This window comes from Streptomyces sp. NPDC034043, assembly GCF_055575675.1.
In genome coordinates this window covers 850,286-876,251 of the sequence record NZ_JBVISF010000001.1, presented here as the reverse complement: position 1 = coordinate 876,251, position 25,966 = coordinate 850,286, and the positions used below count along the sequence as shown (strand labels likewise).

Genomic DNA, 25,966 nt, shown 5'->3' with positions numbered 1-25,966 from the left:
GGCGCACATCATCTCGGAAGCGCCGGCCGTGCGGAAATAGGCGCTCCGTCAGGTGGCGATTCCGGTCCGCGGCCCGGCGGAACCGTTCGGTTCCACGTCCGTAGCTTCTCCGGGTTGCGCACCGCCCAGATGTGGGCGATCCGGTCGTCCGTGAACCCGAACGCGGCCACCGTGACGGTGGTGCCGGCGTGCTGGGCCACCAGCCCGGGGCGGCCGTTGACCGACCGTTCCAGGAGGGTGGGGCCGGGCGCCGCCCTGCCGCCGATCCCGGTGACGAGGCGGGCGATCGCCTCTGCGCCCACGACGGGACGCAGTACCGCGCCGACCAGACCGCCGCCGTCGGCGATCATCGTGGCGTCGGGGTCGAGGAGGCCGACGAGGGCCGCGACGTCCTTGGCCTCCCAGGCCTGCTTGAAGTCCCTGATGACGCCGGCCCGCCGAACGGCCGTGCCCGCGCGGGGGCGCGCCGTACCGATGCGGCGGCGGGCCGATGACGCCAGTTGGCGGCAGGCCGCCGGGGTGCGGCCGACGATCGTGGCGACCTCCGCGAAGGGGTAGCGGAAGACGTCGTGGAGGATGAACGCGACCCTCTCGGCCGGGGTCATCGATTCGAGTACCACGAGGAAGGCCATGTCGACCGACTCGTCCAGGGTGACCCGGTCGGCCGGATCGCAGCCGGCCCCGGCGGACCGGGCGTTCCTCCACTCGGTACGGTCGGGCAGCGGCTCCGGAACCCACTGGCCCACGTAGCTCTCGCGACGGGCCCGGGCCGAGCCGAGTACGTCGAGACAGACGCGGCTCACCACCTTCGTCAGCCACGCACCGGGTGACTCGATGGCCTCCTGCTGGTGCCGCGGCATGGCGTACCAGCGGGCGTACGTCTCCTGTACGGCGTCCTCGGCCTCGGCCAGGGAGCCGAGGAACCGGTAGGCCAGGTTGATCAGGCCGGTGCGTTCGCCCGTGATCGCGCTCAGGCTCGGGTCGGTGGTCATGGCCGCGGCGACTCCCCCGTTCGCGTCTCTTCCCCTCGCCATCCTCGGCGACGGGACGGTGCGGGAGGCGGGGCGGTGAGCCACATCACACGGGTCTGCCGGTGGCCGCCGCCCCCGCGGCCGGGTTGACCGCGGAGGCGGAGGCGGGGTCCGTCAAGGGGTGGACGGGTGGGCCCGCGCGGTGTCCGCCCCGTCGCACATCGCTTCGCCGTAGAGCGTGGAAAGGGCGTCGTCGATGGGGTGCGGCAGCGGGTTCCCCGAGGCGTCCCGCGCGTTCCAGCGCTGGAGGTTGAAGGCGACGGACATCTGACGCTTGCCGTCGTCGCGGGTCAGGGACATGGTTCCGGCGCCCCAGGCCGAGCCGTCGTGGCCCCAGAAGGTGCCGCAGTCCCGGACGGTGACCCTGTGGAGGCCGAGGCCGTACTGGACCGTCGTGCCGTCCAGGGCACGGACCGGGATGGTGCGCTGCATCTGCGCCAGCGAGGCACGGCTGACGATCCTGCCGTCGAGGAGTTTGGCGTAGAAGCGGTTGAGGTCGTCCATCGTCGACACGAGGGCCGCGCCCGTCCCGACCCAGGACGGGTCGTAGACGCTGTAGTCGCGCGGCGGGTCGAGGAGGCCGTGGGCCGCCTCGTACATGCGCGCGTGCGGACCGTCGAGGTACGGGCCCGTCGGGAACCCGGTGTGCCGCAGTCCCGCGCGCCGGATGACGTGGCGGGTGATGTACTCCTCGGCCGGGGTGCCGGTGACCCGTTCCAGGAGTTCGCCGAGCAGGAGGTAGTTGGTGTTGGAGTACACCCCCGTCGGTCCGCCGGGTTCGCCGGTGGGGGGCGCCGCGAGCCCCAGTTCGATCAGTTCGGCCGGGCGGAACCGCCGGAACTGGTTGTCGTCGAGGCTCTGGGGCGAATTGACCGCCAGGGAGGGGAAGGCGTAACGGACGTAGTCGGGAAGGCCGCTGGTGTGGTTGAGCAGCATCCGCACCGTGATCTTCCTGCCGCGCTCTCCCGGCACGAGGTCGGGGAGGTGGTCGCCGATCGGCGCGTCGAGCCGGATCCTGCCCCGCTCGACCTGCTGCATGACCGCCGCGGCGGTGAAGGTCTTGGTGACGCTGCCGACGCGGTGGCGCATGTCCGGGCTGACGGGGCGTCCGGTCGTGACGTCGGCGACTCCGGAGGCGCCGCGCCAGGTCCGGCCGTCGACGCGTACCTCCCCGTACACCCCCGGGATTCCCGCCCGGTGGACGGCGTCCATCGCCGTCCTCAGCTCGACGGGAGTCGTCCCGTGGGTAGGGGGCGCCGCCACCGCGGGGGCCCCGGCGGCAGTCGTGAGCAGGGCCACGCCGGCGCACAGGGCGAGGCGGGTGCGGGTCTTGGGTCGGATCGTCAAGGTCCGGGTCCTTTCGGGTTGTCGGGTGGTGTGCGTGTGCTTCAGCCGGCGAGGGCACGGCCCAGGACGGCGCCGAGTTCGGCGTTCTGGCGCTGGGAGACCTCGGCGGACAGGAGGGCCTGCGAACCGTGGAAGGTGCCGGGCCACTGGTGGATCTCGACCGGTACGCCCGCCCGGAGCAGGCGCAGCCCGTACTCGAGGCCCTCGTCGCGGTTCGGGTCGAACTCCGCGGTGGAGAGGTAGGCCGGGGGCAGGCCGGACAGGTCGGCGGCCCGGGCCGGCGCGGCGTACGGGGTGGCGGGCCGGCCGCCCAGGTAGTGCCGCCAGCCCGCGACGGCCTTGTCCCGGTAGAACCAGGGCGTGTCGGTGAAGTTCCGCGCCGACCAGCTGTCCTGGCGGTCGTCGAGCCCCGGCTGGTTGAGCAGTTGGAACCGGATCTCCGGTCCCCCCTGGTCGCGGGCCCGCAGCGTCACCGCGGCGGCGAGGTTCGCGCCGGCGCTGTGTCCGCCGACGGCGATGCGGGCCGGGTCGATGCCGAGGTCGGCGGCGTGTGCGGCCGTCCAGGCCAGTACGGCGTAGGCGTCGTCCAGGGCGGCGGGGAAGGGGTGTTCGGGGGCGAGACGGTAGTCCACCGAGATCACCACCGCGCCGGAGCCCGCGGCGATGCGGCTGGCCCACGGGTGCTCCGTGTCCAGGTTGCCCATGACGAAGCCGCCGCCGTGCATCCACACGAGGGCACCCCGGGCTCCGTGCGGGTGGTAGATCCGTACGGGCACGTCCGGGTCGGCGGGGACGGTGCGGTCCTCGACCCGCATGTGCGCGGCGTCCGGTGCCGGTACCGCGGTGGCCAGTTCGGCGAAGGCCTCGCGGGCCGCGACCGGGTCGCTCAGGTCGGTCCGGGGGAAGAAGGGTATGAAGGCTTCGAGTTCGGGGTCCATGGCGAACATCCTCACGGGCCCGGCGGGCCCGGGTCGTCCGCCGCCCGTCGGGCATCCCGGCCCGATCGCGCGCCGGTCGGCGGGCCGCGCCCACCGGTCCGGCCTTCTATGCTGCCGGTATGGAGGCACTGGCCGTACGGCTCTCGGGACTCGATCCGTACGTCGACGGGGCGCTCCGCATCGTCGCGTTCTACGACACGCTGATGCGCCGGCGGGTGGACCTGGCGGCGCTCGCCCGGGCCTCCGCGGGCCTGGCGGAGTGCGTCACCGGGATCCGGCTCCACGGCACCGGGCGGACGATCCGCGTGACGTCCGACGGCCGCGAGGTCCCGCAGGCGCCGGGGTCGGTGTCCGCGTCCGGCGAGGTGCCCGTCGTGCTCGACGAGGAGGAGATCGGCTCCGTGTGGCTGGAGCGGCCAGGGCCGGCCGGACCGCTCGACGAGGTCCTGCTGGAGCGGCTCGCCATCGCCGTGGCGGGCGCCGTCGAACGGTACGGGCCCGCCCGTACCACCATGGCGGACCCGGCCCTCGTCGAGCTGGTCATCAGCCCCGGCACGGACGAGGCGGCCAGGGCCCGGGCGCTGCGGCTCCTGGGCTTCGCCGCCGGTCCGCCGGTCCGTGTCGCCGCCGTTCGGTCGCAGCGGCTGCCGCTGGACCGGGTGGGCGGACTCGTCTGCCCGGGCCGGCCGGTGAAGGGGGCGGTGCTCGCCGGGGTGGGCGTCATCCTGGCCGCCGCCCTGGATCCGGACCGGTTCCCGGAGGGCGTGTGCGCGGGCGTCGGCGCTGCCGGGAGGCCCGACCGGGCGTGGCAGGAGGCCCGTACCGCCCTGCGGTTCGCCACGCCGCGCGAACCCGTCGTCCGCTACGCCGCTCTGGGCGCGCTGGCGCTCCTGGCGGAGGTGCCTCCGGAGACGCTGCGCGGCAATCCCGATGTCGTGGCGCTCGCCGCCGTGGCCGGCAGCCCGGAGGACCTGGAGACGCTGGACGCCTACTGCGCCACCGGGTCCCTGCGCCGTGCGGCCGACCTGCTCCACCTGCACCACAGCAGTGTGGCCCGCAGGATCGAGCAGATCGGCAGGGCCCTCGGCCTCGACCTGAGCTCCCCGGCGGGACTGATGCGGGCCAGGCTCGCCCTCGCCGCGTGGCGGCTCGCCGGCGGCTGAGGGGCCGCGGGCGTGTGGTGGAACCGGCGCCCGGCCGGCGGGGCGGGGTGCTCCCGGGTCCGGCAGCACCCCGCGGGGGTCACTGGCAGCCGGGGCCCGTGCCGGGGTTCGCGCACACGTCGGTGCCGGGTCCGCCGTTGTCGGTGTTCGTGCCCGGGCCTCGGTCACCCGGACTCCACCCGAGCGGATCCGTGACGGTCTCGCCGGGCCGGTGACCCGCGGGGTTCCTATGCTCGAAGGGACGGCCATCGGACCGTCCGGACGAGGGAGGCGGGTGGCATGACCCAGACGGCGGACGCGCGCGAGGCCGACCGTGCGCTCAAGGCGAAGCACCGGGCGATGTGGGCACTGGGCGACTACCCCGCGGTCGCGACACGGCTCGTGGCACCTCTCGGGCCCGTGCTGGTGGAGGCCTGCGGGGTGCAGGAGGGGGACCGGGTGCTGGACGTCGCCGCGGGGTCGGGGAACGCCTCGATCCCGGCCGCGCTGGCCGGCGGCGAGGTGGTGGCCTCCGACCTCACGCCCGAGCTGCTGGCCGTGGGTCGGCAGGAGGCCGCGGCGCGCGGCGCCCGGCTGAGCTGGCAGGAGGCGGACGCGGAGGCGATGCCGTTCGAGGACGGGACCTTCGACACGGTGATGTCCTGCGTCGGGGTCATGTTCGCCCCGCACCACCAGGCCGCCGCCGACGAGCTGGTGCGCGTCTGCCGGCCCGGCGGCACGATCGGTCTCGTCAGCTGGACCCCGGAGGGGTTCATCGGGCAGATGTTCGCCACCATGAAGCCGTACGCGCCTCCGCCCCCGCCGGGAGCGCAGCCGCCGCCGCTGTGGGGGCGGGAGGAGCACGTACGGACGCTCCTGGGCGACCGCGTCACCGACGTCGACGCCCGCCGGCGGACGCTCCGCGTGGAGGCGTTCGGGGAGCCGGAGGAGTTCCGCGAGTTCTTCAAGGCCTCCTACGGGCCGACGATCACGGTCTACCGGAACATCGCCGACGATCCCGAGCGGACCGCCGCCCTCGACGGGGCCCTCGCCGACCTGGCGGCCGGGGCCCTGCGGGACGGGGCCATGGAGTGGGAGTACCTGCTGCTCACCGCGCGGCGGAGCGCCGCGGGGGCGGGGTGACGGACGGCTCACGGGACCCGGGACCAGCTCCCCGCCGGCGCGGGGGTGTGACCAGGGGGTGTCCGGCGGATCAGGGCCGGTCAAGCCCGGTGCTCCCCCCAGGTGCCGTGGATTGCACGGCGGAGGAGGGAGCCACTGCGGTGGTGGCCCCTCCCAGCGGTAGCTGCGGGCCATGAGCGACCGACGCCGGCGCGGCGAGCCGCGGTGCCGGGCGGGCCGGGCCGTGATCCGCCGGACACCCCCTGGGGTGCGGTGCCCGGGGCGCGCCGCCGACCGGTCCAATGCCGTCGTCCCGGCGGGCCGGCGGGCGATCGTGGGGCGGGCCGGTACGGGCCTTCCGGTCGAAGGAGTCACGGTGGCAGCAGCATCACCCGAGGAGCGCCCGGAGCCGGCGGGCCGGTACGGCGAGGCCCTCTTCCCGCCCGGGCGGCCGGGTGAGGGCGAGCGCATCGACCACGCGGCGCTCGTGTACGACCCGCTCACCCGGCAGCGGCTTCGCGATCTCGGCGTCGGTCCCGGCTGGCGCTGCCTGGAGGCCGGCGCCGGTACGGGCACCGTCGCACGCTGGCTCGCCGAGGAGGCCGGTGCCGAGGTCGTCGCCCTGGACCGTGACACCAGCCGGCTGACCCCGCTCGCCGGACCTCGGCTGCGGGTGCTCGCCGGCGATCTGACCCGGCTCGACGACGCGGCGGAGCCCGGCTCGTTCGACCTGGTCCACGCCCGGTTCGTCCTCATGCACCTCCCCGAGCGCCGGGCCCTCGTCGACCGCCTCGCGAAGCGCCTCAAGCCCGGCGGGTACCTCGTCCTCAGCGATGCGGCGGACGTGCCCGACCCCGCCGACGCGCGCTCCGCGTACCGCCGCACCCTGGACGCCATGTGGCGGACGCTGGCGGAGACCATCGGCACCGACATCGCCGCCGTGCGCTCCTACCCGCACGCCCTGCGCGCGGCCGGGCTGGCCGACGTCGCGGCGGAGCTGGTCTGCCCGCCCCTGACCCCGGGCGGCCCGCTCGCCGCCTTCTGGCGCGAGACCTGGCAGCGGATGCGGACGGACCTCCTCGCCCCGGGCCGGCTGGAACCGGCCGTCTTCGACGAGGCGCTCGCCTACCTCGACTCCCCCGGCCTGGCCGAGCTCGGCCCCGGCATGCTCACGGCGTGGGGCCGCCGTCCTGTGCCCCAGCGCTGACCCGACCGCGCCCCACCGGCCGCCGGGCGGTGCTTTCCGGCCGTTCCCGGCCGCCGGGCGGGAACGGGCCGGCATCGGGGGCACGCGGGGAGGCGGCGGCAGCACGCCGCCGCGCGCGGACCGCGCGCCGGCCCACAGCACCCGGAGGAACGATCATGCTGATCACGGTCACCCGTACCGGCGGCTTCACCGGAGCCGAGAAGCTCCGCTCACTCGACACCACCGGCCGGCGGGACGCTGCACGGCTCGAAGAACTCGCCAACCGGGCCGTCTCCTCGGTGGCGGACGGCTTCCACTACCGCATCACCGTCGACGGCGAGGTCCTCGACGTCCAGGACCCGTGCCTGTCCGACGACCAGCGGGCGCTGATCCGCACCGTCCTCGGCGAAGGCGCCTGACGCCTGACCCCGGGCGCTTGGCCCCTGGAAGCCGGTCACGTGCGCCCGGGACGGCCCACCGGGCGCGCGCCGGTGCGGGTCCGCAGCCGCCGGGATAATGGGCGGTGCGGCAGGCCAGGGCGGGCTATCCTGCGCGCCGTGATCAACTGGACCGAGATCGAAGCCGCCGACTGCGCGGTGCCCGCCGGCCACTCCATGGAAGAGATGGTGCGGCTGCTGTCGGCTGCCCTCGCGGATCCGGATCCGCGGATCCGGGACGGGGCCCCGCACTCCGTCCTCGCGGCCTGGATAGCCCGCGGGGTGATACCCGCCCCCCGGCGGCTGGCACTGGGTGACGAGATGGCCGCCCGCTTCACCGATCCCGCGGTCCAGGCCCGTACCTTCGCCCCTCTCGTGCTCGACATGCTCGTGGCCGGGGGCGACTTCAGGCCCGCCTGGGTCGACGCCTTCGAGCGCTGGTACCCGGCGGAGACGGACCTGCGGGGCCACGACGAGGAGCTGGGCTGGCTGCACGCGGTGGCGCACGGCGCTGACCTGCTGAACCGGTTCGGGTGCCGTCCCGAGGTGGACCCGGTACGGATGCTGGACCTCGCCGCCGCGCGGCTCACGGCGCCCACCGCCCACGTGTTCGACCAGCTGGAGGACGACCGGCTGGCGAGGGCGCTCGCCCGGGTGCTGACCCGGCACGATATGAGCGAGCGTGACGCGACCTCGTGGCTCGAACCGGTCGCCGCCCGCTTCGGCTCGGACCGTGTCCCCTCGCCGGTCCCCGCGCACCTGACGAACTGCCTGCGCACGCTTCGGATGCTCTACGTCTTCGCTGACCGCGGGGTGCGGCCGGACCCCGCGTCCGCGCCGGTGGCCCTGCACCACCGCGCGGCGGTCAAGGCCGCGCTGGCGCGGACCCTCGACGCCGTCATCAGGCGCTGAGGAGGACGGGACCGGGCCGGCGGGAGCGGGCGGGGCCGTCCGCCCCGGCCGGTCAGTGCAGGGTCCAGGTGAACTTGCCGCCGCCGACCCACCGGACCTCGTCCAGGTCGTCGAGGTCATGGATGGTGATCCCCGCCTCGGCGGCGACCAGCAGCACGTCCGTCATCGACTCCGCCCGGCCGACGACCTCTCCGTCGAGCTCGACGATCCGGAAGGGCGGGGTACCGGGTTGGAGGCCCAGGACGGTGATGCGCGCCGGGGAGAGGTGAGGTGTCAAGCCTTCGGTCATGGGGAGACGGTTGCACGCCGTGACCGGTGACGGGCGCGGCGACACGTCGCGGGGGGCCGATCGGTGGCGTACGGGCGACCGTGCGCGGGCCGGCTCGGCCGAGGGGCCGGGCGGGTGGCCGGGTTCGCCGCGCCGGTGGCCCCGCGGTTCCGGTGGCGGCGCCGGAGGGCTGGGCGCGGGGACCCGCGGGGCATCCGCCGCCGCGGGTCCGGGCGCCTCGGCACGGGCGCGCCGGTCAGACCCGCCGCCAGGCGGCCATCGCCCACGAGAACAGGCCGAACAGCACCAGGCCCGCCGCCACCACGACCAGCAGCCACGGCCCCGCCGGGGTGTCGGCGAAGGCGCGCAGGGTGTCGTCGATGCCCTTGGCCTTGCCTGGGTCGTACTCCACCGCCGCGTAGAGCGCACACCCGCCCACGCCCGCGAACAGGGCGCCCCGGGCGAGGCCGCCGGCCACGCCGAGCGCCTCGACGACACCGTTCAGCCAGCCCGGCCGCGAAGGCACCTCCAGGTCGTCGCGGAACGTGCGCCGCACCGCCGACACCGCGATCACGACTCCGCCGACGGCGACGGCGAGCCCCACCAGACCGACCAGCCAACGGCCGCCGGGCCACTCGAGGACGCTCGCGGTGGCGTCGCGCGACTGCTCGTCGCTGGACTTCCCGCCGCCCTGCCCGGCCGCGAAGGCGAACACGGACGCCGCGACCACGGCGTAGAAGACCGCCCGGAAGGCCGCCGCCAGCCGTTTGCCGGCCTTGCGCCCGTCGGACCCGGCCCCGCCGAAGACCGCTTCCGACAGGCGCCACAGGGTCATCCCGACCAGGCCGATGGCGACGGCCCAGATCAGGACCCGGCCCAGGGGCCCGGCCGCCAGTCCGGCGAGCGCTCCCTGCCGGTCCGCCTGCCGCCCCGGGTCCTGGCCGAACGCGATGCGCAGGGCGATCGCGCCGACCAGGACGTACAGGACCCCGCGCGTGGCCAGCCCCGCCCGGGCGGCGGCGACGATCCCGGTCCGGGAGGCGCCGCTGCGGACCCCGCTCCCACCAGAAGTCGAATGCATGATCAGCCCTCCGGTCCGGGAGCGCGGTCGCGCTCCCCTTCCGGGCGTCTGCCCCGTACGGCGCCGTTGTCCCAGACACGTTCGGAGTGGTCACGCCGCGTGGACCGGTCGTCCACGGCGCAGGATCAGCGGCCCAGGGCCCGGCGCAGGGTGATCCCGTACCGGCCGCGCAGGCGGCGCACCTCCCAGACCGAGAGCGCGGTCACCGACAGGGGGCCGCCGAGGAGGAACGTGTACAGCACCTCCGGGGGTGCGGCGACGTCCGGGCCGTTGAAGACCTGGAAGGCGAAGAGCGACCACACCAGCAGCGGCGAGAGCAGGGCGGGGAGCAGCTGGTGGACGTCGGAGGCGCGGAAGCAGGTGGTGACGCAGACGTAGGCCGTGAGGATCGTGTACGGGACCGAGGCGATCAGCAGGGCGATGGCGATCAGCCAGCCTATGACGAGTACGACGAGACTGAGCAGCGAGCAGAGGATCCCGCGGCCGACGATCGCGGAGAAGAAGTCCATCAGGTCGTCTCCGCCGACGAGTTCGCCCTTGACGGTCTTGAGGGACAGCCAGGTCACGGCGGGGCCCAGGGCGAGCGCCAGCATGGACACGAGCGGTCCCAGCAGCCGGCGGGCGAAGGCGCGGCGCCGGTCCGGGGTGCCCGCGGCGAGGAAGGCGGTGATGCCGATGACGCTCCCCGCGAGCAGAACGGCGCAGGCGATGCCGAGTTCGACGAGTTTGCCGAGGACGAACTCCTCCCGGCCCGAACTCAGCGGATAGGCCACGACGAGCCACACCGCGGCGACCATGCCGAGGAGCGTCCTTCCGAGCTGCATCCCGCTGATGAGCCTGTCGTGCGGGCGTTCGTCCGGTCCCGGGGCGTGGTCGCCCATGCAGGTGTGGAAGAACTCGTTCGCCGTGGCGAGGAGTCCGCCCCCGTCGACGCCCACCTGCGGCCTGGCCGTGCTCACTCGCTGTTCCCCCGGTCCTGCGCCTGCTCCGCGCGGCGCGTGGGCGCGCCGCGAACGTCGAACAGCCTAACGGATCATGAACAGTTGGCCGGTCCGGGTGCGGGTGTCCCATCGCGGAGGGACACGTCCACACAGCCGCGTAGCGGTCCCTGCCGCCGGGGGTGTCAGTGCCTTTTGGCAGCATGCCCCCATGAGCAAGGTAGTGAACTACAGCATGGCGAACCGCGGCGAGGTGCTGCGCTTCGTGCCCGCCCTGGACCTGACCGCCGACGAATCGCGACGCCTCGAGAGCATGCGGGCCAGGGCACGGGCGCGTCAGGCCGATCTCGACCGCCAGGGTGTGGACTGGGGTCTGCCGGTCCCGGACGCACTGGAGGAACTGATAGCCGGCCGGGCCGAATCCTCCGCCGACTACGCCGGGTGCGCCTACTACGCGGCCCTCCAGATCATCATCGACCACAACGCGAGCGACGGCTCCACCCTGGCGAGTTACCGCAGTCCGGTCACCTACTTCTCGGCTCTGGACGCCGCGCTGAGCGCGGAAGGCGTGCCGGCGGACCTGCTGCCGTACCAGTACGTCTTCAGCGGCCCGCCCTCGGAGATCCCCTTCCGCATCCCTCACCCCCTGGAAGGCTCACCGGAGATCGGATGCTGGCCGCTGGCGAAGGCCGGACCCGCGGTCGAGGCCTACCGGGCGGTGCTGGACCGGATCGACTCCGATCTCCGGTACGACCTGGAGGAGCTCGTCAAGGCCCTCGACGGCTGGGCCTCGGAGTGGAACAAGGGCCAGGGCGCCTGGTGGTGGGCCGAGGACGGCTCGATCTTCTTCTCGATCAGCGGCTGACCGGCCGCGCCGCATCCGGGGGCGGGCCGCGCCGGCCGCGGTCCGCCCTCGAATGCCCCGCGCGGACGTGAGCGCGCCGCCCGGCGGACCGGGCCGGTCACCGTGGCGTGCGTGGCGGGAGGTCTACGAGGGGCGGTTGAGGCCCCACGTCTGCAGGACGAACGGCCGCCCCTTCTCCTCACCCTTGATCAGCGGTACGTCGAGCAGGCCGAAGCCTGCCTTCCGCGCCACGGAGACGCTGGCGGCGTTCTCCGCCTCCAGTTCGAGGATGACCTGCTCCGCGTCCAGCTGCTCGAACGCGTACGCGGCCATCACCCTTACCGCCCGTGCCGCCAGTCCTCGGCCCCGGTGCGCGGGGCCGACCGCGTAGCCGATCTCCATGCCCTCGGGGGCGCGCCGCAGCATGATCTCGCCGAGCGCCGCGCCGCCGTCGACCGTGATGGCGAGCAGGACGGTCGTGCCCTCCTGCCGCAGCTGCCGGGCCCGTACCAGCCGTGTCCGCGCGGCCGCCTCGTCGAAGGGCGAGACGATCGGCGTCCAGTACGCGATGTCCGGGTGGTCGAACAGCTCCGGCATCGCGGCCAGGTCCGCCTCCGTCCAGTCACGCAGGACGAGCCCCTCGCCCGTGAGCTCGATCCGCTCGGGCAAGGACGACGATGTGGCACTGCTCATGGGTGGGACCTCCCTGGCCTGTTCATGACGAGGCAAGATAACCGAGACGGACCCAGGAGCAGGCATGTTTTCTTACGAGGTGCCGCTGTCGGGCGGGGTGGCGACCCTGGCCAGGGCCAGTACGCCCGCGCAGATCACGGCCAGGCCCAGGAACTGCGGGACCAGCCACCAGTGGGCCCGCAGGTGCTCCTCGTACAGCAGGACGCCCAACGCGATGCCGACGCAGGCGTCGCCGAGGGTGAGCGCGGGCTGCGAGGCGACCAGCGGGCCGCCCTGCATGGCGTGTCCGAGGAGCAGCAGGGCGCAGACGCCGCTCAGGGCGAAGGCGTAGGTCTGCCAGGCCGTCAGGAACGCGTCCGCGCCGCCGTCTTCGAGTGTGTGCACGGCCGACTTCATCAGGGCCGCCGTGATGGCGTAGCAGACGGCGGTGGCCGCGCCGAGGCAGCCGGCCCGCATCCGGCCGGGCGGCCGCCGCAGTCCGGCGGCGGCCAGGGCGGCCACCGCCGCGGCGCACACCACCAGTGCCAGGACCCAGCGGCCGAACGGGATCTGCGTACGGTTCCCGGTCGGCGCGGCGGCCGCCAGGACGATGCCGAGCCCGGCCACGACTCCCGCCACGGCGAGCCACAGGGTGCGCGGCAGCCGGCTCCGGGCGAGCACCGAGGAGATCAGCAGGGCGAGCGGCAGTTCCAGCACGAAGAGGGGCTGTACGAGGGCCAGGGGCCCCGTGGCCAGTGCCGCGGCCTGCCCGGCGCCGGCCGCGATGACCGCCAGGATCCCGCCGAGCCACACGGGCCGCCGCAGCAGGTCGAGGACGAGCCCCAAACGGAATCCCTCGCTCTGCGGGACGGTGAGGGACGCCCGCCGCTGGAGGACGGTCCCGAGCGCGTTGCTGGACGCCGCGAACAGTGCGAAGAGGACCGGCAGGAGGAAGCCCATGCCCCGATCCTCACCGCACCGGCGGCCGGTCGCCGCCGTGACACCGCGTACGGTCCCTCCGGCGCCGCGCCGCTCACCCCTCCGGCGCCCCTTCGTGGGCGGCGAGTACGAACGGGTGGCCCGCCGGGTCGGCGTAGCGGCGCAGCGTGGTCCGGCTGCCCGGCCGGGTCTCGCCGCCCTCGGCGGCCAGCGGGCGGGCCCCCAGGGTCACCGCCTCGCGTTCGGCTTCGTCGAGGGACCGCTCCGCCACGAGGATGCGCAGCTCGGCCCGCTGGGCCTCTCCCGGGGGCGGCCAGCTCGGCGGGGCGTGGTCTGGGTCTCGGCGGACGCCGAGGACGACGCCCGTGCGGCCGGTGACGAGGATGAGGTCTCCGTCTCCCTCCGCGGGGCCGGCCGTGGCCCCGGTCAGTTCGGCGTAGAAACGGGCCAGCACCTCGGGCTCGGCGCTGTCCAGGACGAGGACGGCTGTCTTGGGTACGGTCATGAGCCGCGTGTGCCCCTCGGCCGTTCCCGTATGCGTGAGCCGCCCCAACGCACCCCCGCGATAAGGCCGTTGGCCTCACGCTCACCCGCCGGGCTCCGCCTCGCGGAACCCGGGCGCGCCCGGCGACGGCGCGAGGAGGACGCGGGGCAGGGCCTCCGGATGCTTCTCCGACAGCCAGGCGATCAGCTGTTCCCGGACGGCACAGCGCACCGTCCACAGGTCGTCGGCGTCCTTGGCCGTGACGATCACGCGCACCACCATGGTGGAGGGGGTCGTCTCGGTGACCGCCACGTCCCAGCCGCGCCCGTCCCACTCCCGGCACCGGGTGAGTATCTCGTGCGCCTTGTCCCGTATGAGGTCCACGGGGGCGGCGTGGTCGCAGTGGAGGAAGACGGTGCCGGTCATCTGCACGCCGCCGCGCGACCAGTTCTCGAAGGGGCGGGTGGTGAAGTACGAGACGGGCATCGTGATCCGGCGCTCGTCCCAGGTGCGTACGGCGAGGAAGGTCAGCGTGATCTCCTCCACCACGCCCCATTCGCCCGCGACCACGACCGTGTCCCCGATGCGCACCATGTCGCCGAAGGCGATCTGGAAACCGGCGAAGAGGTTGCCCAGGGTGGACTGCGCGGCGACGCCCGCGACGATGCCGATGATCCCGGCGGACGCGAGCACCGAGGTGCCCAGTGCGCGGAAGCTCGGGAAGGTCAGCAGCATCGCCGCGGCCGCGACGACCACGACGACGGCGGTCACGACCCGCATGATCAGGGTCACCTGCGTGCGCACCCGGCGGACCCTGGCCGGGTCTCGGGTGCCGGTGGCGTAGCGGGCGTACGCGGATTCGACGACGGCCGAGGCCACGCCCACGACGAGCCAGGCGCCGGCACCGATCAGGGCGAGGGAGAGGACGCGGCCCACGACGGCCTCGTGTTCCTGGAGCGGCCGCCACGCGGTCTGCTGGAGCGCCCCTCTGAGCAGCGCGGCCAGGAGCACGATCTGCAAGGCCGGACGGCAACGGCGCAGCGAGTGCCACAGGGGTGTTTCGGGGTGACGTGCGTCGGCCCGGCGCAGCAGCAGGTCGACGGCCCAGCCGGCCGCGCCCGTCAGCAGGATCGCGGCGGCCAGGACGGCAAGCGGGCGGAGAGCGGCGTTCATTCATCTCCTCGGCGGATGTGGACGGCGACGTCACGGACCTCCACGCCCCTGCCCCGACCTCGGGAGCCGACACCCTCACGGCGCCGGCGGGGGCCGGCGCATGCGCCTGGCGAGGGTGGGTACCCGGGGCCGTGGACGTCCTGACGGAGCGACCGGCACCGAGGGGTGCGGGGCTGCCGGGGACAGGGAAGGGGTGCACATGTCGCATGTCGAGGAGTACGTCGAGGTCAACGTTCCGGTGCGTACGGCCTACAACCAGTGGACGCAGTTCGAGGACTTCCCCGCCTTCATGGAGGGCGTCGAACGCGTCGAGCAGCGGAGCGACACGCTCACCCACTGGGTGACGAACGTGAACGGTGTGCAGCGCGAGTTCGACGCGCGGATCACCGAGCAGCTCCCGGACCAGCGCGTCGCGTGGATGACGGTGGACGGGGAGACCCGGCAGGCCGGACTGGTCGTCTTCCAGCCGATCGACGCGAGCACCACCAAGGTCGTCCTGCACATGAACTGGGTGCCCGAGGGACTGGCCGAGAACGCGGCCGACAAGCTGGGCTTCGTCAAGCGCCAAGTGGCCGGGGACCTGAAGAGGTTCAAGCTGTTCATCGAGTCGCGCGGGGTCGAGACGGGTGCCTGGCGGGGCGAGGTCTGACCACGGCCGGGGCGATCCGCCCGGCGCCCCGCACGTACGCGAAGGCCCCGGTCTCCACGAGGAGGCCGGGGCCTTGATCGAGCGCTGGGCAGGCCTTGCACCTGCATTCCCCCACGGGAAGTGGGGTGTCTTTCCTTGGACCACCAACGCCTGTCCCCCACCGTGTTCCACGGCGGCGAGCTCGAGATCAACTATACGGCACGCGGCCGGGCGGGACGAACCGCCGCGCCGGCCGGCCGCCCCGGTCGCCGTTGATGACGTAACACGCCGTTGGTCAGGTGAATGCCGGGCTCCAGGCACTCACAAGCGGTGTGATCCTGCTTCGACGTTCCGTCATCTACCTTGGAGTGACATGCGTATTCGTACTGCGATCGCCGCCACCGTCCTGGCCGCGGCCGGCATTCTGGGCGCCGGCGGTTCCGCCGTCGCCGACGCCAACGCGAACGGCCTCGCCGTCGGCTCCCCGGGCGTCCTGTCCGGCAACGTCGTCCAGGTGCCGATCCACATCCCGGTCAACGCGTGCGGCAACAGCATCAACGTCATCGGCCTGGTCAACCCGGCGGCCGGCAACGTCTGCGCCAACACCTGACGGCGGCGCGGCCCCTGGCCGCGTTCCGACGGTCCCGCCCGGCGGGGAAGCCCGCCCGGGCGGGACCGTCGTCCCGCCCGGCGGACACCCCGCTCCTGTGCGGGGGCCCGCCGGGATACCTTGTTCCTCCAGCTCAAAAGGGGGAACAGCGATGTCGTACAACGCCGGGTGGGGTCCGCACCCCGGGCAGTCCGCGCCTCAGTGGGCAGGGGGCTGGATCCCGCCGGCTCCGCAGCCGGGGGTCATACCCCTGCGTCCGCTCGACGTGGGCGAGATGATCGGCGGCGCCTTCACGGCCTTGCGCCGGTACTGGAAGCCGCTGGTCGGCGTCGTGTTCGCGGTACAGGGCACCGGATTCCTGCTGGCGGTCGCCGCGGTGGTGATCGCCGTCCTGGCCTTGCCCGACAGCTTCTCCGCGGTCTTCGACCCCGCGCCGGGACAGCGGCCCGACGGCGCGGAGGTCACGGACGTGGTCCTGGCCCTCCTGCCCGGGGGCCTGCTGCTGGTGTTCGTGATGCTGGCCGGCACGGCGGTGATCGGCGCCCTGTGCCCGGCGGTGGTGCAGGAGGCCGTGCTCGGCCGCACCGCCACCTTCCGCTCGATGTGGCGCCGCAGCTGGTCCCGGATGCCTTCGGTGCTGGGCGTCGTTTTGCTGATCGGACTGATCGCGGGCGGGCCGGTTCTCCTGATCTACGCGATCGGTTTCCCGCTCGCCCTCACGGCCTGGGACGGATCCGGCCCGCCGGCCGCCTTCCTGCTGGTCATCGCGGGCGCCCTGGCGTGGATGCCGGTGGCGGTCTGGCTCATGACGCGGTTCGGCCTCGCGCCCGCCGCGGCGGTGTTCGAGGGGCTCGGCCCCGTCGACGCACTGCGGCGCTCGGCCCGGCTGGTCGGCGACAGCTGGTGGCGCGTCTTCGGCATCACCCTCCTCGCGTACGCCATCGGGATGATCGGGGGTTACACCATCCAGATGCCGTTCGGCCTGGTGGGCGTCCTCGCGCTGTTCCCCGCCCTGCTGGGAGCCGGCGCGAGCGGCGGGGACGTCGCACCGCTGGTCTTCGGAGTCGTCGTGTACTCCGTCTGCCTGCTCGCCGGCGTCGTGATCAGCGCGCTGTTCCAGGTGGTCTACCCCCAGCTCGCGGTCTCGCTGCTGTACGTCGACCAGCGGATGCGCAAGGAGAACCTCGCGGCGGCCCTGGTCATGGCCGCCCAGCCCGCGCCGGCGCCGGGCCCGGGGCCGGGTCCCGGTTGGGGTCCGGGTCCGGCGTCACCCTGACGGGCGTCCCGGCCGCCCGGGCGCAGCGGCGCCCGGGCCCGTGGGGCACCTGCGGGGATCAGCGTGCCGCGCCGAAGTCCTGCGTCCAGTACTGGCCCGGCTGGGCGAGGCCGATGCCGATCTCCTTGTAGGAGCAGTCGAGGATGTTCCGCTTGTGCCCGGGGCTGTTCATCCAGCCCTCCATGACCTGCTCGGGGCTGCTGTACCCGTAGGCGACGTTCTCGCCGTACGTGCGCCACTCGTACCCCGCGCGGGTGAGGCGCTGGCCGGCGTCGGAACCGTCGGAGCCGGTGTGGGACATGTTGCGGTGGGCGGCCATGTCCGCGCTGTGGTCCTGCGCGGCCTTCGTCAGCTTCTCGTTGATGGTGACCGCCGGGCAGCCGGCGGCGGCGCGCGCCTGGTTGACGAGTTCCAGGACCTTGGTCAGGGCGTCGGACGGCGCACCGGGGGCCTGCGGGGCGGCGGGCTCGGCCGAGACCTCCGCCGGCCGGGGCTGCGGCTGGGACCGCTGGGGCTGCCGCGGCTGCGGGCGCGCGGGCGGCGCGGCCGGGGCGACCTGCTCGGCGGGCTGCTCGGCGACGGGCCGTACCGGTTCCGCCGCATCGGCGCCGGGGGGCGTGTCGGCCTGGACCGGAGCCTGCGCCGGGAGCGGCGCCCCGGTGTCGCCGAAGGGCACGTCCAGCTGCGCCGCGGCCGACCGGACGCGGCCGGTGTCCTCGGTGTCCAGGCACGCCATGGCGGCGGTGGGCACGCCCACGACGGCCAGCGCCCCGACGGCGACGGCTATCTTCCTGTAGTGCGTCTTCTTACGGTGCTTCTTCATGCGGGACCTCACTCGGTGATCGCGAAGCTCCCGGCGCCGGACCGCGAGAGCGCCGGAGGATGCGCCATTCTTAGAAGGCCCGCAGGGGCATGGCAAGCCGGCACCGACGGACCCGTCGGGTGTTCCCGGCTCCCGCTTGAAAGGGCGCGAAGATCGTGCATCGGCGCCGTCACGGCCGGTCGGGCGCAGCTGACGCGCCGCTAAAACCACCTCGCACCAGGAACGTTGGGCGAGGTGAAATGAGAGCCCCTCATTCCGTTTCTGGCGGAGTGCGGTATGTCCACGCCAAACAGGGACAAATGGCGAAATGATCGGCGCTGACGATCTTCGTGAACCCCTGCGGACCGGCGAAAGCGCTGTGTCGCATGTCACGCATACGGGAAGCCCCGCACCCCCGTCGGCTGACGGGCGTACGGGGCTCACGAGCGGACCCGGGCGGCGGGGACGGGTACGGCGCCCCCGCGGCCGGACACCTCTCGTCCTGCGTCAGAGGGAGCTCTTCGACGCGCTGGCGACGACGCACTCCTTGTACTCGCTGCCGTTGCCCTTCCCCAGGTACGGGGTCGTGGCCTCGGTCTGCTGGGACGCTCCCGCCTTGACCTTCAGGCCGCTCACCCGGGCCTGGGCGGGGATCGCGGCGGGGGTCGCGGTGGAGGTCGAGTCGCCGCGGAACTTCATCGTGATGTTGTACGTGTAGTCCAGCGAGCCGCTGTTGGTGACGGTGAGCTTGGCGACCAGGTTCTTGCCGGTGCTGTCCAGCTTGCACCCGTCGATCCGGATGTCGCGCTCGGCCTTGTCCCTGGAACCGCCCGTGACCGAGCCGCTGGTGGAACTGGAGCTGGTACCGCTGCTGGTGCCGGTGGTGGTGCTGCTGTCACCGCTGGTGCCGGTGGTGCCACCGCTGATGCTGGTGCTGCTGCTGTCGCTGCCACCGGTGGTGCTGCCACCGCTGGAGCTGCTTGAGCTGGAGCTGCTGCCGCCGCCACAGCTGGCACCGTGCGAACCACGGGCTCCGGTCAAGGCGACGACGGCGATTCCGAATACTGCGACCGCGCGGACATGGCGAAGCTTCACGTTCAAACCCCGTTGAAATATCAGTGAGCAGGAGGGCCCGTCTTGACGGGCGCACGTCACCCTACCGTCGACGGGAGGGTGCTCCGGACACCTTTCGGGCGGCGCGGCGCGCCAACGAGGGGTGCGGGGCCGCGAGTCAGCTGCGAACCCGCCCGGCGTCCTCGGGCGTCCTCGCAGCTCGCGGGGCGGACGGACCCGCACCGGACCCGCACACCTCCGTGAACGTATCCGCACCACAGGCACACACCGCCCTCACGCGCCGGTCCGTGCCCGACGGGGCGCGGCCCGGGGCGATGCGTGTCAGGGTGAACGGAGGAATCGCACCCCGGCACGGAGGAGTCACCCGTCATGGGCGGTACGAAGGACACGCGGCAGGGGCCCGGCGAACGGCGCGACGAACGCGAGCGGCCGCAGCCGCCCAGCCAGGACCCCGTCCACCCCGAACCCGTCACCGCGTCCCGCAGCAAGCGGGCGGAGGAGAAGGGGCGCCGCCTGGAGCAAGAGCGCCGGCGCGAGGGCTCCTGAGCGCCGCGGCCGGCCCGGGACCCTCCGCGCCGGCCCTCCCGTACGCGGCGACGGTCAGCGCCGCCGCCGCACGTCCGGCGGATCGTCCTCGGGCCACAGGCCGATCATGTCCAGCAGGGCCTCCAGGTCCTCCGCATCGAGGGCGCGGGAGGCGACCGCGCGCCGGGCGGCGGCCCGGTCCATGCTGTCGGCCCGGGCCAGGAGTGGCGGCTCGTCACATCCGAAGGGATCCTTCATACGACCGATGCCACCACGCCCCCGGCACTTCCGCAGCCGCCACTGCTCCCATCAGCCCCCGCCCGGGGGCGCCCCGTAGGATGCCGGGCGGGCGGGGCCGTAGCGCAGAGGTCGACGCGCGCGGTCTCCAACACCGTGAGGACGCCGGTTCGAATCCGGCCGGCTCTGCCTCCTTCCCGTCGGCCACCGCCAGGGGGGCCAGGCCGCCTGTCCGGCGGTGACGTCGGTGCCGGGGTCGTCCAGGACGGTGACGCCCGGACGGGCGAAACGGCCAGGACGGGCGGGTTCCGGCCTCGGGTCAGAGCCGGTCCGCCGCGCCCTGGCCGCGGGGGTGAAACGTCAGCGGGCGTTCCCGTCGCCGCCCTCCCTGCGCCGACGGGAACGCCGGCCCAGAGCTCCGGCCAATCCGATCAGGCCGCCCGTGAGCGCGCCGGCCACGAGGATGCGCAGCAGGTCTTCCATCGAGTACTCCCCCTCTGGTCAGTCCGGGGCGGGGCTGTCCGTCCGCACCGGGTGATCGACTACGAACGGGGACAGTAGCGACGGGCGGGCCTCCCGGCTTGGACGAATCCGACCTCACCCCTCACAGGGGAAGTGCCCCCTCCGACACACGGGCGGCGGCCATCCGTCCGGGAGTGGTTCCGGCGAGGGCGCGGAACTCCCGGTTCAGATGGGCCTGGTCGTAGAAGCCGCAGGCGGCGGTCACTTCGGTGAGCCGCGCGCCGCCCCGGGTGATCAGCCCCACCGCCCGGTGGAAGCGGAGCACGCGGGCGGACGCCTTGGGCGTCAGACCCACCTGTTCGGTGAACCGGCGGGCCAGGTAGCTCTGGCTCCAGCCGACTTCGGCCGCGATCCGGCCGACCGGGACCGCCCCACCCGTACGGGACAGCAGGCGCCAAGCGTGGCTCACTTCCCGGGAGGGAACGGGACCGTTCTGGAACCCTGCCGTCAGCGCGGCGTCCAGCAGGTCGAACCGGGCCCCCCAGTCGGGGGCGGCTGCCAGCCGGTCCACCAGCACGTCGGCACCGGGGCCGAGGACGTCCCCGAGCCCGACCGCCCTGTTGGTCAGCTCGCTCATCGGGACCGCGAAGAGACGGTAGGCGCCGAGCGGGGTCAGTTCGAGCCGTATCGCCTCCTGGCCCCCGGGATGCTCACACACCCTGGGCCCGTCCTCCAGGCCCACGGCCAGCGAACCCGGCACCGGCGCCCGCCCGTTCGGGTCCGTGTCGTCCAGCCGCCGGACCTGGGCGAACGGCTCCCCCAGGCTGATCACCACGACGGCCCGCCCGTTGGGCACGATCCGTACTCGGTAGGGCGAGGCCGCCGTCTCCCAGTAGCCGGCGTAGCTGTGCACGTACGGGCGCAAGGGGGCGGGCCACGGCCGGGTCACCCGCCACCGCCCCGCGCCCACGCGGGTCATCCCGACGCGCATGTCCCTCTCTCCCGTCACGTGCACCGGCGTCCCGGAGGACCGGAGTGCGGGCGGCGCGCCGGTGCCGGCAGGTGCGGGGCCGCGTCGCGCGATCCGTCCGAAGGGGTCGTCCAGCGAGGATGTCACGGCCGGCCGGGGATCCGCCACGGCCGAGGGCGCCCGGCGGATCAGGAGGCTCCGCCCCGCCGGGTCCACGGGAGACCTAGGGTGGACGGATGAGCGAGATGGAGATCGTCGCCGAACACGGCGCGTGGCGGGGCGGGTTCGAGGAGCGGGTGCTGGCCGCGTACCGGGCCGCGGGGTGCTCGGAGCCGTTGGCCCGGGCCCTGCTGGAGCGGGCCGTGAAGGGGATCGACGGCTGGACGGTGGCCACGGACGGCACGGGGTGGATCGCGGTCGGGGTGACGGAGGACAACGGGGCGGTGGTGGGCAGGATCCACGACCTCACGGTGCCGCACGGCCGGGAGTGGGCCGAGCGGTGGTGTGCCGAACACGGAGCCGAACGGATCGAGGTCCGGCTCACCGGCGGAGCCGGACCCTTCGCCGGGTATCCCGTACGCGGGCAGAACCGGATGCGTACCGTCCCCGAACGGCCCTCGCTGCCGCCGGGGCTGACGGTCCGCCGGCTTACCGAGGACGAGTACCCCGCCTGGTACGCCGGCGAGGAGGCCGCCTACATCGCGGACATAGTCCGGGCCGGGGTCCTGACCCCGGAGCAGGCCAAGGAGAAGTCCGACCGGGACTTCGCCCGGCTCCTTCCGCTGGGCTACCTGACCCCCGGTCACGCCTTCTACGCCATGGAGACCGACGGCGAGATGATCGGCACCGGCTGGGTGAACCACGGATTCCTGCCGGGGGTCACCTTCGGCTTCTCCCTGGAGGTGTACGAGGAGCACCGCGGCAAGGGCTACGGCCGGTCCGCGATGGCCGTCGGCGAGTGGGCGACCCGGCACGGCGGCGACGAGGCGCTGATGTTCAACGTCTTCGGCGGGAACGAGGTCGCGATGGGCCTGTACGACAGCACGGGCTTCGCGGTCCTGGACGAGTACCGCTCCATCCCCCTGCGCTGACGTGACCCGCGGCCGGCGAGGGCGGCCGGCCCGGGGGCTCAGCCGTTCAGCGACGCCATGAGCTCGGGTGCGTACCGGTCGCCCGAGACCACGCCGTGCGGCGCGACGGCGTCGATGGAGGCCAGGTCGGCGTCGGTCAGGGTGACCCCGGTCGCGGCGACGTTCTCCTCCAGGTAGCGGCGGCGCTTGGTCCCGGGGATCGGAACGGCGCCCATGCGCAGGGTCCAGGCCAGCGCGAGCTGCGAGGGGGTGATCCCCTTCTCGGCGGCGAGGGACCGGACGCGGTCGACGACGGCCAGGTTGCGGTCGAAGTTGTCGCCCTGGAAGCGGGGGTCCGTGCGCCTGAAGTCGTCGTCGGCGAAGTCGTCCGGGCTGGTCACGGCTCCGGAGAGGAAGCCGCGGCCGAGCGGCGAGTAGGCGACGAGGCCGATGCCGAGCTCGCGCAGCGTGTCGCGTACGCCGTCGTGTTCGATCCCGCGCTCGAAGAGGCTGTACTCGGTCTGCACGGCGGCCAGCGGGTGCACGGCGTGGGCGCGGGCGATGGTGGTCGCGGCGGCCTCGCAGATCCCGATGTGGCCGACCTTGCCGGCGGTGACCAGATCGGCCATGGCGCCGATGCTCTCCTCGATGGGCACGGCCGGGTCGACGCGGTGGAGGTAGTACAGGTCGATGTGGTCGGTGCCGAGGTGGCGCAGGGAGCGGTCGGCGGAGCGGCGGATGTACTCGGGTGTGCCGTTGTGGCCCCGGAAGGTGCCCTCGTCGGTGAACTCGACACCGGTCTTCGTGGCGACCACGGCGGCGTCACGGCGGCCGCGGAGGGCCTTGCCGAGGAGCTGCTCGTTGAGGAAGGGGCCATAGCCCTCGGCGGTGTCGAGCAGGGTCACGCCCAGTGCGAGGGCGCGGTCGATGGTGGCGAGGGACTCGGTCTCGTCGGTGGCTCCGTAGTGGGCGCTCATGCCCATGAGGCCGAGGCCTTCGGCGCCGACCTCCAGGCCCTGGCCGCCCAGTGCGCGGATCTCCATGGTGTTCCTCCGGGGGGTGAGGTGTGGGGTGCCGGTCAGCCCTAAGTAACTAACCGGATAGTTCGAGTGTGCCGGGAGGGTGCGGCCGATGTCAATAACCGGATAGTTACTTGCTAGGGTGCCAGGCATGGCACGGGATTCCAGCGCAACCAAGGCGCGCCTGCTCGACGCCGCCTTCGCCGAGTTCGCCGCCTACGGCATCGCCGGGGCGCGGATCGACCGCATCGCGGCCAACGCCCAGGCGAACAAGCGACTCATCTACGTCTACTACGGCAACAAGGAACAGTTGTTCGACGCCGTGCTCCAGCGGGCCCTGGAGACGGGCTCGGAGTCCGTCCCCTTCGACGCGGAGGACCTGCCGGGGTACGCGGGGGCGGTCCTCGACCACTTCCTCGCGCACCCCGACCTGATGCGCCTGGTGCAGTGGAAGCAGCTGGAGCGGCCGGACACCACGGAGCTCGTCGCGGAGTCCTACCGGGGCAAGATCGCGGCCGTGGAGCGGGCCCAGGCGGCGGGGAGGATCGACCCGGACCTCGACCCGGAGGACGTCTTGACGCTGGTCATGGGGCTGACGCAAGCGTGGACGGGCGCGGTGGGCGGGCCCGCTGCGGGCGGCCCGGCCGGGGCCTGGCCGGCCGCGCGGCTGGCCCGCCACCGCGAGACGGTCGTGGAATCCGTCCGCCGCCTGATCAGACCGCCGCACGCGCGGGGATGACGGCGTCAGGGCCGGGAACGGGGCCAGGCCGGTCGCGGGGTCAGGGCCGGGAGCGGGCGGTGGACTGGGCCAGGAGCTTGAGCGCCGTGTGGTGCTCGGAGCCGGCCGGGGCCGTGGCCACCAGGAGGGTCTGGTCGTCGCTGACGCGCAGGGCCTGCTGGGTCACGGTCAGGTTCCCCACCAGGGGATGCCACATCCGCTGCTCGGCGGCGGTGCAGGGGCGGGCCCGGTGGTCGGCCCACATGGTGGCGAACTCGTCGCTCTTCATGCTGAGTTCGCCGACGAGCGCGCCGAGGAGCGCGTCGTCCGGGTGGCGGCCCGCCGCGTACCTCAGGTTGGCGACGGCGGCCCTGGCCTTGGACTCCCAGGTGGCGTACAGCTCGCGCAGGTACGGGTCGAGGAAGATCAGCGCCGCCATGTTCGGCCGGCCCGCGGGCCGGCCGGGCGCGGCGGGGTCGAGGTGGCCGGCGAACAGGGCGTGCCCCAGCGGGTTCCAGGCCAGGATGTCGGCGCGGCGGCCGGTCAGGACGGCCGGGACGTCGGGCATGGAGTCCAGCAGTGTCCGTGTCGCCTCGTCGACCCGTTCCGGCGGCGGGCGACGGACGGCGGGCCGCCTGACGGCCAGGCCGGCGAGGTCGTGGACGTGCCGCCGCTCGGACTCGTCCAGGTTCAGCGCGCGGGCCAGCGCGTCCAGCACCTCAGGCGAGGCGTTGTGCGAATGCCCCTGCTCCAGCCGTGCGTAGTAGGAGGCGCTCACCCCGGCGAGGAGGGCGAGTTCCTCGCGGCGCAGGCCGGGGACGCGGCGCCGTTCGCCGTACGTGTCGAGGCCGATGTCCGCCGGTGTCAGCCGGGACCGGCGGGCCTGCAGGAACGCTCCGAGGCTGCTCTGTCCTTCCATGCGGCCCAGTATCGCGGGCCCCGCGGGGGCTTGCCCCTCCCTGCCGGGGATAGGCAGCGAAGGGTGTGGCTGCCGCGCCGGGCCCTGCGCAGGGTGGAGCCATGAACACCACAGACACCATCGAGCTGGGCAATGTCGGCGTGACCCGGGTCCGCGAGTTCTACGGACCGCTCGGGCTCACCCCGCACGAGTTCATCCCTGCGAGCAGCGCGGACGTCTGGTCGGCGCACGCCGACTGGCTGCGGCCCGCCTTCGCGGACGGCGAACCGCCCGTGTCCCAGGTGGCACTGCAGACGTGGGTGCTGCGCAGCGAGGGCCGCGTCATCCTGGTCGACACCGGCGGCGGCAACCACAAGGCGCGCCCCGGCACGCCCTGGGACCGGCAGGAGACGGCCTTCCTCGACGAGCTGGCCGGGGCCGGGGTCAAGCCCGAGGACGTCGACCTCGTGGTCAACACCCACCTGCACGGGGACCACGTCGGGTGGAACACCCGCCTGGAGGGGGACCGCTGGGTGCCCACCTTCCCGAACGCCCGCTATCTGATCAACCGGAACGACTTCGAGTTCTGGAATCCGGCCAACGGCCACCCCTCCGTTCTCGGCGACGGCAACGCCGGCGTCTTCGAGGACAGCGTCGCCCCCGTCCACGAGGCCGGCCAGGTGGTGCTGTGGGAGGACGGCCACCAGATCGACGCGAACCTGCGACTGGACCTCGCCGCCGGGCACACCCCCGGCTCCAGCGTGCTCACCCTCGCCTCCGGGAGCGACCGGGCGGTGTTCGTGGGCGATCTGCTGCACAGTCCGGTGCAGGTCATGGAGCCGGACGCCAACAGCTGCTTCTGCGAGGACGCCGGACAGGCCCGGGCCACCCGGCGCCGGCTGCTGGGCTGGGCCGCCGACCACAACGCGCTGCTGGTTCCGGCGCACTTCGGCTCGCACGGCGCCCTGGACGTCGTGCGGGACGCGGGCGCCTTCGCGGTGAAGGGCTGGGCGCCGTTCGCCGCGTACACGCCGGGCGGCGAGGGCGGCGAGGGCTGACCCCGGGCGGCGCGGCCCGGGGACCGCCCGGTCGCGGGGCCGCCGCCGGATCCCGATACGAGTAGGGTCCGTCGTGGACAGGGACCAACCCCTACGAAACGGATC

30 protein-coding genes and 1 tRNA gene are annotated in these 25,966 nt (G+C 73.8%); 14 read left to right on the top strand and 17 right to left on the bottom strand.

What is annotated here, in order from left to right; all coding sequences use genetic code 11:
* Positions 1-8: 8 nt before the first annotated feature.
* From sigJ to ACZ51S_RS04405, 3 genes are all read right to left on the bottom strand, one after another.
* Positions 9-992: an RNA polymerase sigma factor SigJ gene (gene sigJ / locus ACZ51S_RS04415; protein WP_468959610.1), complete on the bottom strand. Its 984-nt coding sequence runs from the start codon at positions 990-992 to the stop codon at positions 9-11.
* A gap of 153 nt (positions 993-1,145) precedes the next feature.
* Positions 1,146-2,243, bottom strand: a complete 1,098-nt coding sequence (locus ACZ51S_RS04410; protein ID WP_468803015.1) for a serine hydrolase domain-containing protein — start codon at positions 2,241-2,243, stop codon at positions 1,146-1,148.
* 176 nt (positions 2,244-2,419) lie between these two features.
* The gene (locus ACZ51S_RS04405) at positions 2,420-3,316 is read right to left on the bottom strand and encodes an alpha/beta hydrolase (protein WP_468475717.1); all 897 of its coding nucleotides are present in this window, start codon (positions 3,314-3,316) and stop codon (positions 2,420-2,422) included.
* 119 nt (positions 3,317-3,435) lie between these two features.
* Between ACZ51S_RS04405 and ACZ51S_RS04400 the strand changes: the two genes are divergently transcribed.
* From ACZ51S_RS04400 to ACZ51S_RS04380, 5 genes are all read left to right on the top strand, one after another.
* Positions 3,436-4,479, top strand: coding sequence for a helix-turn-helix domain-containing protein (locus ACZ51S_RS04400; RefSeq protein ID WP_468959608.1), 1,044 nt, complete (start codon positions 3,436-3,438; stop codon positions 4,477-4,479).
* 279 nt (positions 4,480-4,758) lie between these two features.
* Positions 4,759-5,601, top strand: coding sequence for a class I SAM-dependent methyltransferase (locus tag ACZ51S_RS04395; protein ID WP_468802974.1), 843 nt, complete (start codon positions 4,759-4,761; stop codon positions 5,599-5,601).
* A gap of 355 nt (positions 5,602-5,956) precedes the next feature.
* On the top strand, positions 5,957-6,787 hold the full coding sequence (locus ACZ51S_RS04390) for a class I SAM-dependent methyltransferase (protein WP_468475714.1): 831 nt from the start codon (positions 5,957-5,959) through the stop codon (positions 6,785-6,787).
* 155 nt (positions 6,788-6,942) lie between these two features.
* Positions 6,943-7,185, top strand: a complete 243-nt coding sequence (locus ACZ51S_RS04385) for a protealysin inhibitor emfourin (protein WP_388937986.1) — start codon at positions 6,943-6,945, stop codon at positions 7,183-7,185.
* A gap of 138 nt (positions 7,186-7,323) precedes the next feature.
* Positions 7,324-8,115 carry a DUF2785 domain-containing protein gene (locus tag ACZ51S_RS04380; RefSeq protein WP_468475713.1) on the top strand — a complete coding sequence of 264 codons (792 nt, stop codon included), beginning with the start codon at positions 7,324-7,326 and terminating at the stop codon, positions 8,113-8,115.
* Positions 8,116-8,167: 52 nt separating this feature from the next.
* On the opposite strand, the gene ACZ51S_RS04375 is transcribed toward ACZ51S_RS04380, so the two are convergent.
* The 3 genes from ACZ51S_RS04375 to ACZ51S_RS04365 form a co-directional block, all read right to left on the bottom strand.
* Positions 8,168-8,404 (bottom strand): hypothetical protein, encoded by a 237-nt coding sequence (locus tag ACZ51S_RS04375; protein ID WP_388937983.1) that lies wholly within the window; start codon positions 8,402-8,404, stop codon positions 8,168-8,170.
* A 235-nt stretch (positions 8,405-8,639) separates the two neighbouring features.
* Positions 8,640-9,464, bottom strand: coding sequence for a DUF1206 domain-containing protein (locus ACZ51S_RS04370; protein WP_468802972.1), 825 nt, complete (start codon positions 9,462-9,464; stop codon positions 8,640-8,642).
* Positions 9,465-9,589: 125 nt separating this feature from the next.
* Entirely contained in the window at positions 9,590-10,423 is an 834-nt protein-coding gene (locus tag ACZ51S_RS04365; RefSeq protein WP_468959605.1) for a hypothetical protein, read from the bottom strand.
* 190 nt (positions 10,424-10,613) lie between these two features.
* Here ACZ51S_RS04365 and ACZ51S_RS04360 point away from each other — a divergent pair, with 190 nt between their 5' ends.
* Entirely contained in the window at positions 10,614-11,267 is a 654-nt protein-coding gene (locus ACZ51S_RS04360; protein ID WP_468802971.1) for a DUF7691 family protein, read from the top strand.
* A 123-nt stretch (positions 11,268-11,390) separates the two neighbouring features.
* Here ACZ51S_RS04360 and ACZ51S_RS04355 read toward each other — a convergent pair whose 3' ends face one another.
* The 4 genes from ACZ51S_RS04355 to ACZ51S_RS04340 all read right to left on the bottom strand — a co-directional run bounded on the left by ACZ51S_RS04355 (position 11,391) and on the right by ACZ51S_RS04340 (position 14,514).
* On the bottom strand, positions 11,391-11,939 hold the full coding sequence (locus ACZ51S_RS04355; RefSeq protein ID WP_468802970.1) for a GNAT family N-acetyltransferase: 549 nt from the start codon (positions 11,937-11,939) through the stop codon (positions 11,391-11,393).
* A gap of 72 nt (positions 11,940-12,011) precedes the next feature.
* On the bottom strand, positions 12,012-12,878 hold the full coding sequence (locus ACZ51S_RS04350; protein ID WP_468959603.1) for a DMT family transporter: 867 nt from the start codon (positions 12,876-12,878) through the stop codon (positions 12,012-12,014).
* 73 nt (positions 12,879-12,951) lie between these two features.
* Positions 12,952-13,362 (bottom strand): VOC family protein, encoded by a 411-nt coding sequence (locus tag ACZ51S_RS04345; RefSeq protein ID WP_468475707.1) that lies wholly within the window; start codon positions 13,360-13,362, stop codon positions 12,952-12,954.
* Positions 13,363-13,443: 81 nt separating this feature from the next.
* The gene (locus ACZ51S_RS04340) at positions 13,444-14,514 is read right to left on the bottom strand and encodes a mechanosensitive ion channel family protein (protein ID WP_468802968.1); all 1,071 of its coding nucleotides are present in this window, start codon (positions 14,512-14,514) and stop codon (positions 13,444-13,446) included.
* A gap of 199 nt (positions 14,515-14,713) precedes the next feature.
* On the opposite strand from ACZ51S_RS04340, the gene ACZ51S_RS04335 reads away from it, so the two are divergent.
* From ACZ51S_RS04335 to ACZ51S_RS04325, 3 genes are all read left to right on the top strand, one after another.
* Entirely contained in the window at positions 14,714-15,163 is a 450-nt protein-coding gene (locus tag ACZ51S_RS04335; RefSeq protein WP_388937970.1) for an SRPBCC family protein, read from the top strand.
* A gap of 352 nt (positions 15,164-15,515) precedes the next feature.
* Entirely contained in the window at positions 15,516-15,752 is a 237-nt protein-coding gene (locus ACZ51S_RS04330) for a chaplin (RefSeq protein ID WP_468475705.1), read from the top strand.
* A 151-nt stretch (positions 15,753-15,903) separates the two neighbouring features.
* Entirely contained in the window at positions 15,904-17,028 is a 1,125-nt protein-coding gene (locus ACZ51S_RS04325; protein WP_468802967.1) for a hypothetical protein, read from the top strand.
* 58 nt (positions 17,029-17,086) lie between these two features.
* Here ACZ51S_RS04325 and ACZ51S_RS04320 read toward each other — a convergent pair whose 3' ends face one another.
* On the bottom strand, positions 17,087-17,851 hold the full coding sequence (locus tag ACZ51S_RS04320) for a CAP domain-containing protein (protein ID WP_468475703.1): 765 nt from the start codon (positions 17,849-17,851) through the stop codon (positions 17,087-17,089).
* Between the two features lie 486 nt (positions 17,852-18,337).
* Positions 18,338-18,925 carry a hypothetical protein gene (locus ACZ51S_RS04315; protein WP_468959600.1) on the bottom strand — a complete coding sequence of 196 codons (588 nt, stop codon included), beginning with the start codon at positions 18,923-18,925 and terminating at the stop codon, positions 18,338-18,340.
* Between the two features lie 348 nt (positions 18,926-19,273).
* Between ACZ51S_RS04315 and ACZ51S_RS04310 the strand changes: the two genes are divergently transcribed.
* The gene (locus ACZ51S_RS04310) at positions 19,274-19,450 is read left to right on the top strand and encodes a hypothetical protein (protein ID WP_468959597.1); all 177 of its coding nucleotides are present in this window, start codon (positions 19,274-19,276) and stop codon (positions 19,448-19,450) included.
* Between the two features lie 54 nt (positions 19,451-19,504).
* Here the strand turns inward: ACZ51S_RS04310 and ACZ51S_RS04305 are convergent, their stop codons facing one another.
* Positions 19,505-19,687, bottom strand: a complete 183-nt coding sequence (locus ACZ51S_RS04305) for a hypothetical protein (protein WP_468959595.1) — start codon at positions 19,685-19,687, stop codon at positions 19,505-19,507.
* 93 nt (positions 19,688-19,780) lie between these two features.
* Here ACZ51S_RS04305 and ACZ51S_RS04300 point away from each other — a divergent pair.
* A tRNA-Trp gene (locus tag ACZ51S_RS04300) sits at positions 19,781-19,855 on the top strand.
* 171 nt (positions 19,856-20,026) lie between these two features.
* On the opposite strand, the gene ACZ51S_RS04295 is transcribed toward ACZ51S_RS04300, so the two are convergent.
* Positions 20,027-20,149, bottom strand: coding sequence for a hypothetical protein (locus tag ACZ51S_RS04295; protein WP_388937959.1), 123 nt, complete (start codon positions 20,147-20,149; stop codon positions 20,027-20,029).
* A 121-nt stretch (positions 20,150-20,270) separates the two neighbouring features.
* Entirely contained in the window at positions 20,271-21,119 is an 849-nt protein-coding gene (locus tag ACZ51S_RS04290; protein ID WP_468959592.1) for a helix-turn-helix domain-containing protein, read from the bottom strand.
* A 215-nt stretch (positions 21,120-21,334) separates the two neighbouring features.
* On the opposite strand from ACZ51S_RS04290, the gene ACZ51S_RS04285 reads away from it, so the two are divergent.
* Positions 21,335-22,189 carry a GNAT family N-acetyltransferase gene (locus ACZ51S_RS04285; protein WP_468475698.1) on the top strand — a complete coding sequence of 285 codons (855 nt, stop codon included), beginning with the start codon at positions 21,335-21,337 and terminating at the stop codon, positions 22,187-22,189.
* 38 nt (positions 22,190-22,227) lie between these two features.
* Here ACZ51S_RS04285 and ACZ51S_RS04280 read toward each other — a convergent pair whose 3' ends face one another.
* Positions 22,228-23,211: an aldo/keto reductase gene (locus tag ACZ51S_RS04280; protein WP_468802964.1), complete on the bottom strand. Its 984-nt coding sequence runs from the start codon at positions 23,209-23,211 to the stop codon at positions 22,228-22,230.
* A 127-nt stretch (positions 23,212-23,338) separates the two neighbouring features.
* On the opposite strand from ACZ51S_RS04280, the gene ACZ51S_RS04275 reads away from it, so the two are divergent.
* On the top strand, positions 23,339-23,926 hold the full coding sequence (locus tag ACZ51S_RS04275) for a TetR/AcrR family transcriptional regulator (protein WP_468475696.1): 588 nt from the start codon (positions 23,339-23,341) through the stop codon (positions 23,924-23,926).
* Between the two features lie 40 nt (positions 23,927-23,966).
* Here ACZ51S_RS04275 and ACZ51S_RS04270 read toward each other — a convergent pair whose 3' ends face one another.
* Positions 23,967-24,824 carry a helix-turn-helix domain-containing protein gene (locus tag ACZ51S_RS04270; RefSeq protein ID WP_468475695.1) on the bottom strand — a complete coding sequence of 286 codons (858 nt, stop codon included), beginning with the start codon at positions 24,822-24,824 and terminating at the stop codon, positions 23,967-23,969.
* A 101-nt stretch (positions 24,825-24,925) separates the two neighbouring features.
* Here ACZ51S_RS04270 and ACZ51S_RS04265 point away from each other — a divergent pair, with 101 nt between their 5' ends.
* Complete coding sequence (locus tag ACZ51S_RS04265) at positions 24,926-25,861, top strand: MBL fold metallo-hydrolase (RefSeq protein WP_468959588.1); 936 nt, start codon at positions 24,926-24,928, stop codon at positions 25,859-25,861.
* Positions 25,862-25,966 lie beyond the last annotated feature (105 nt).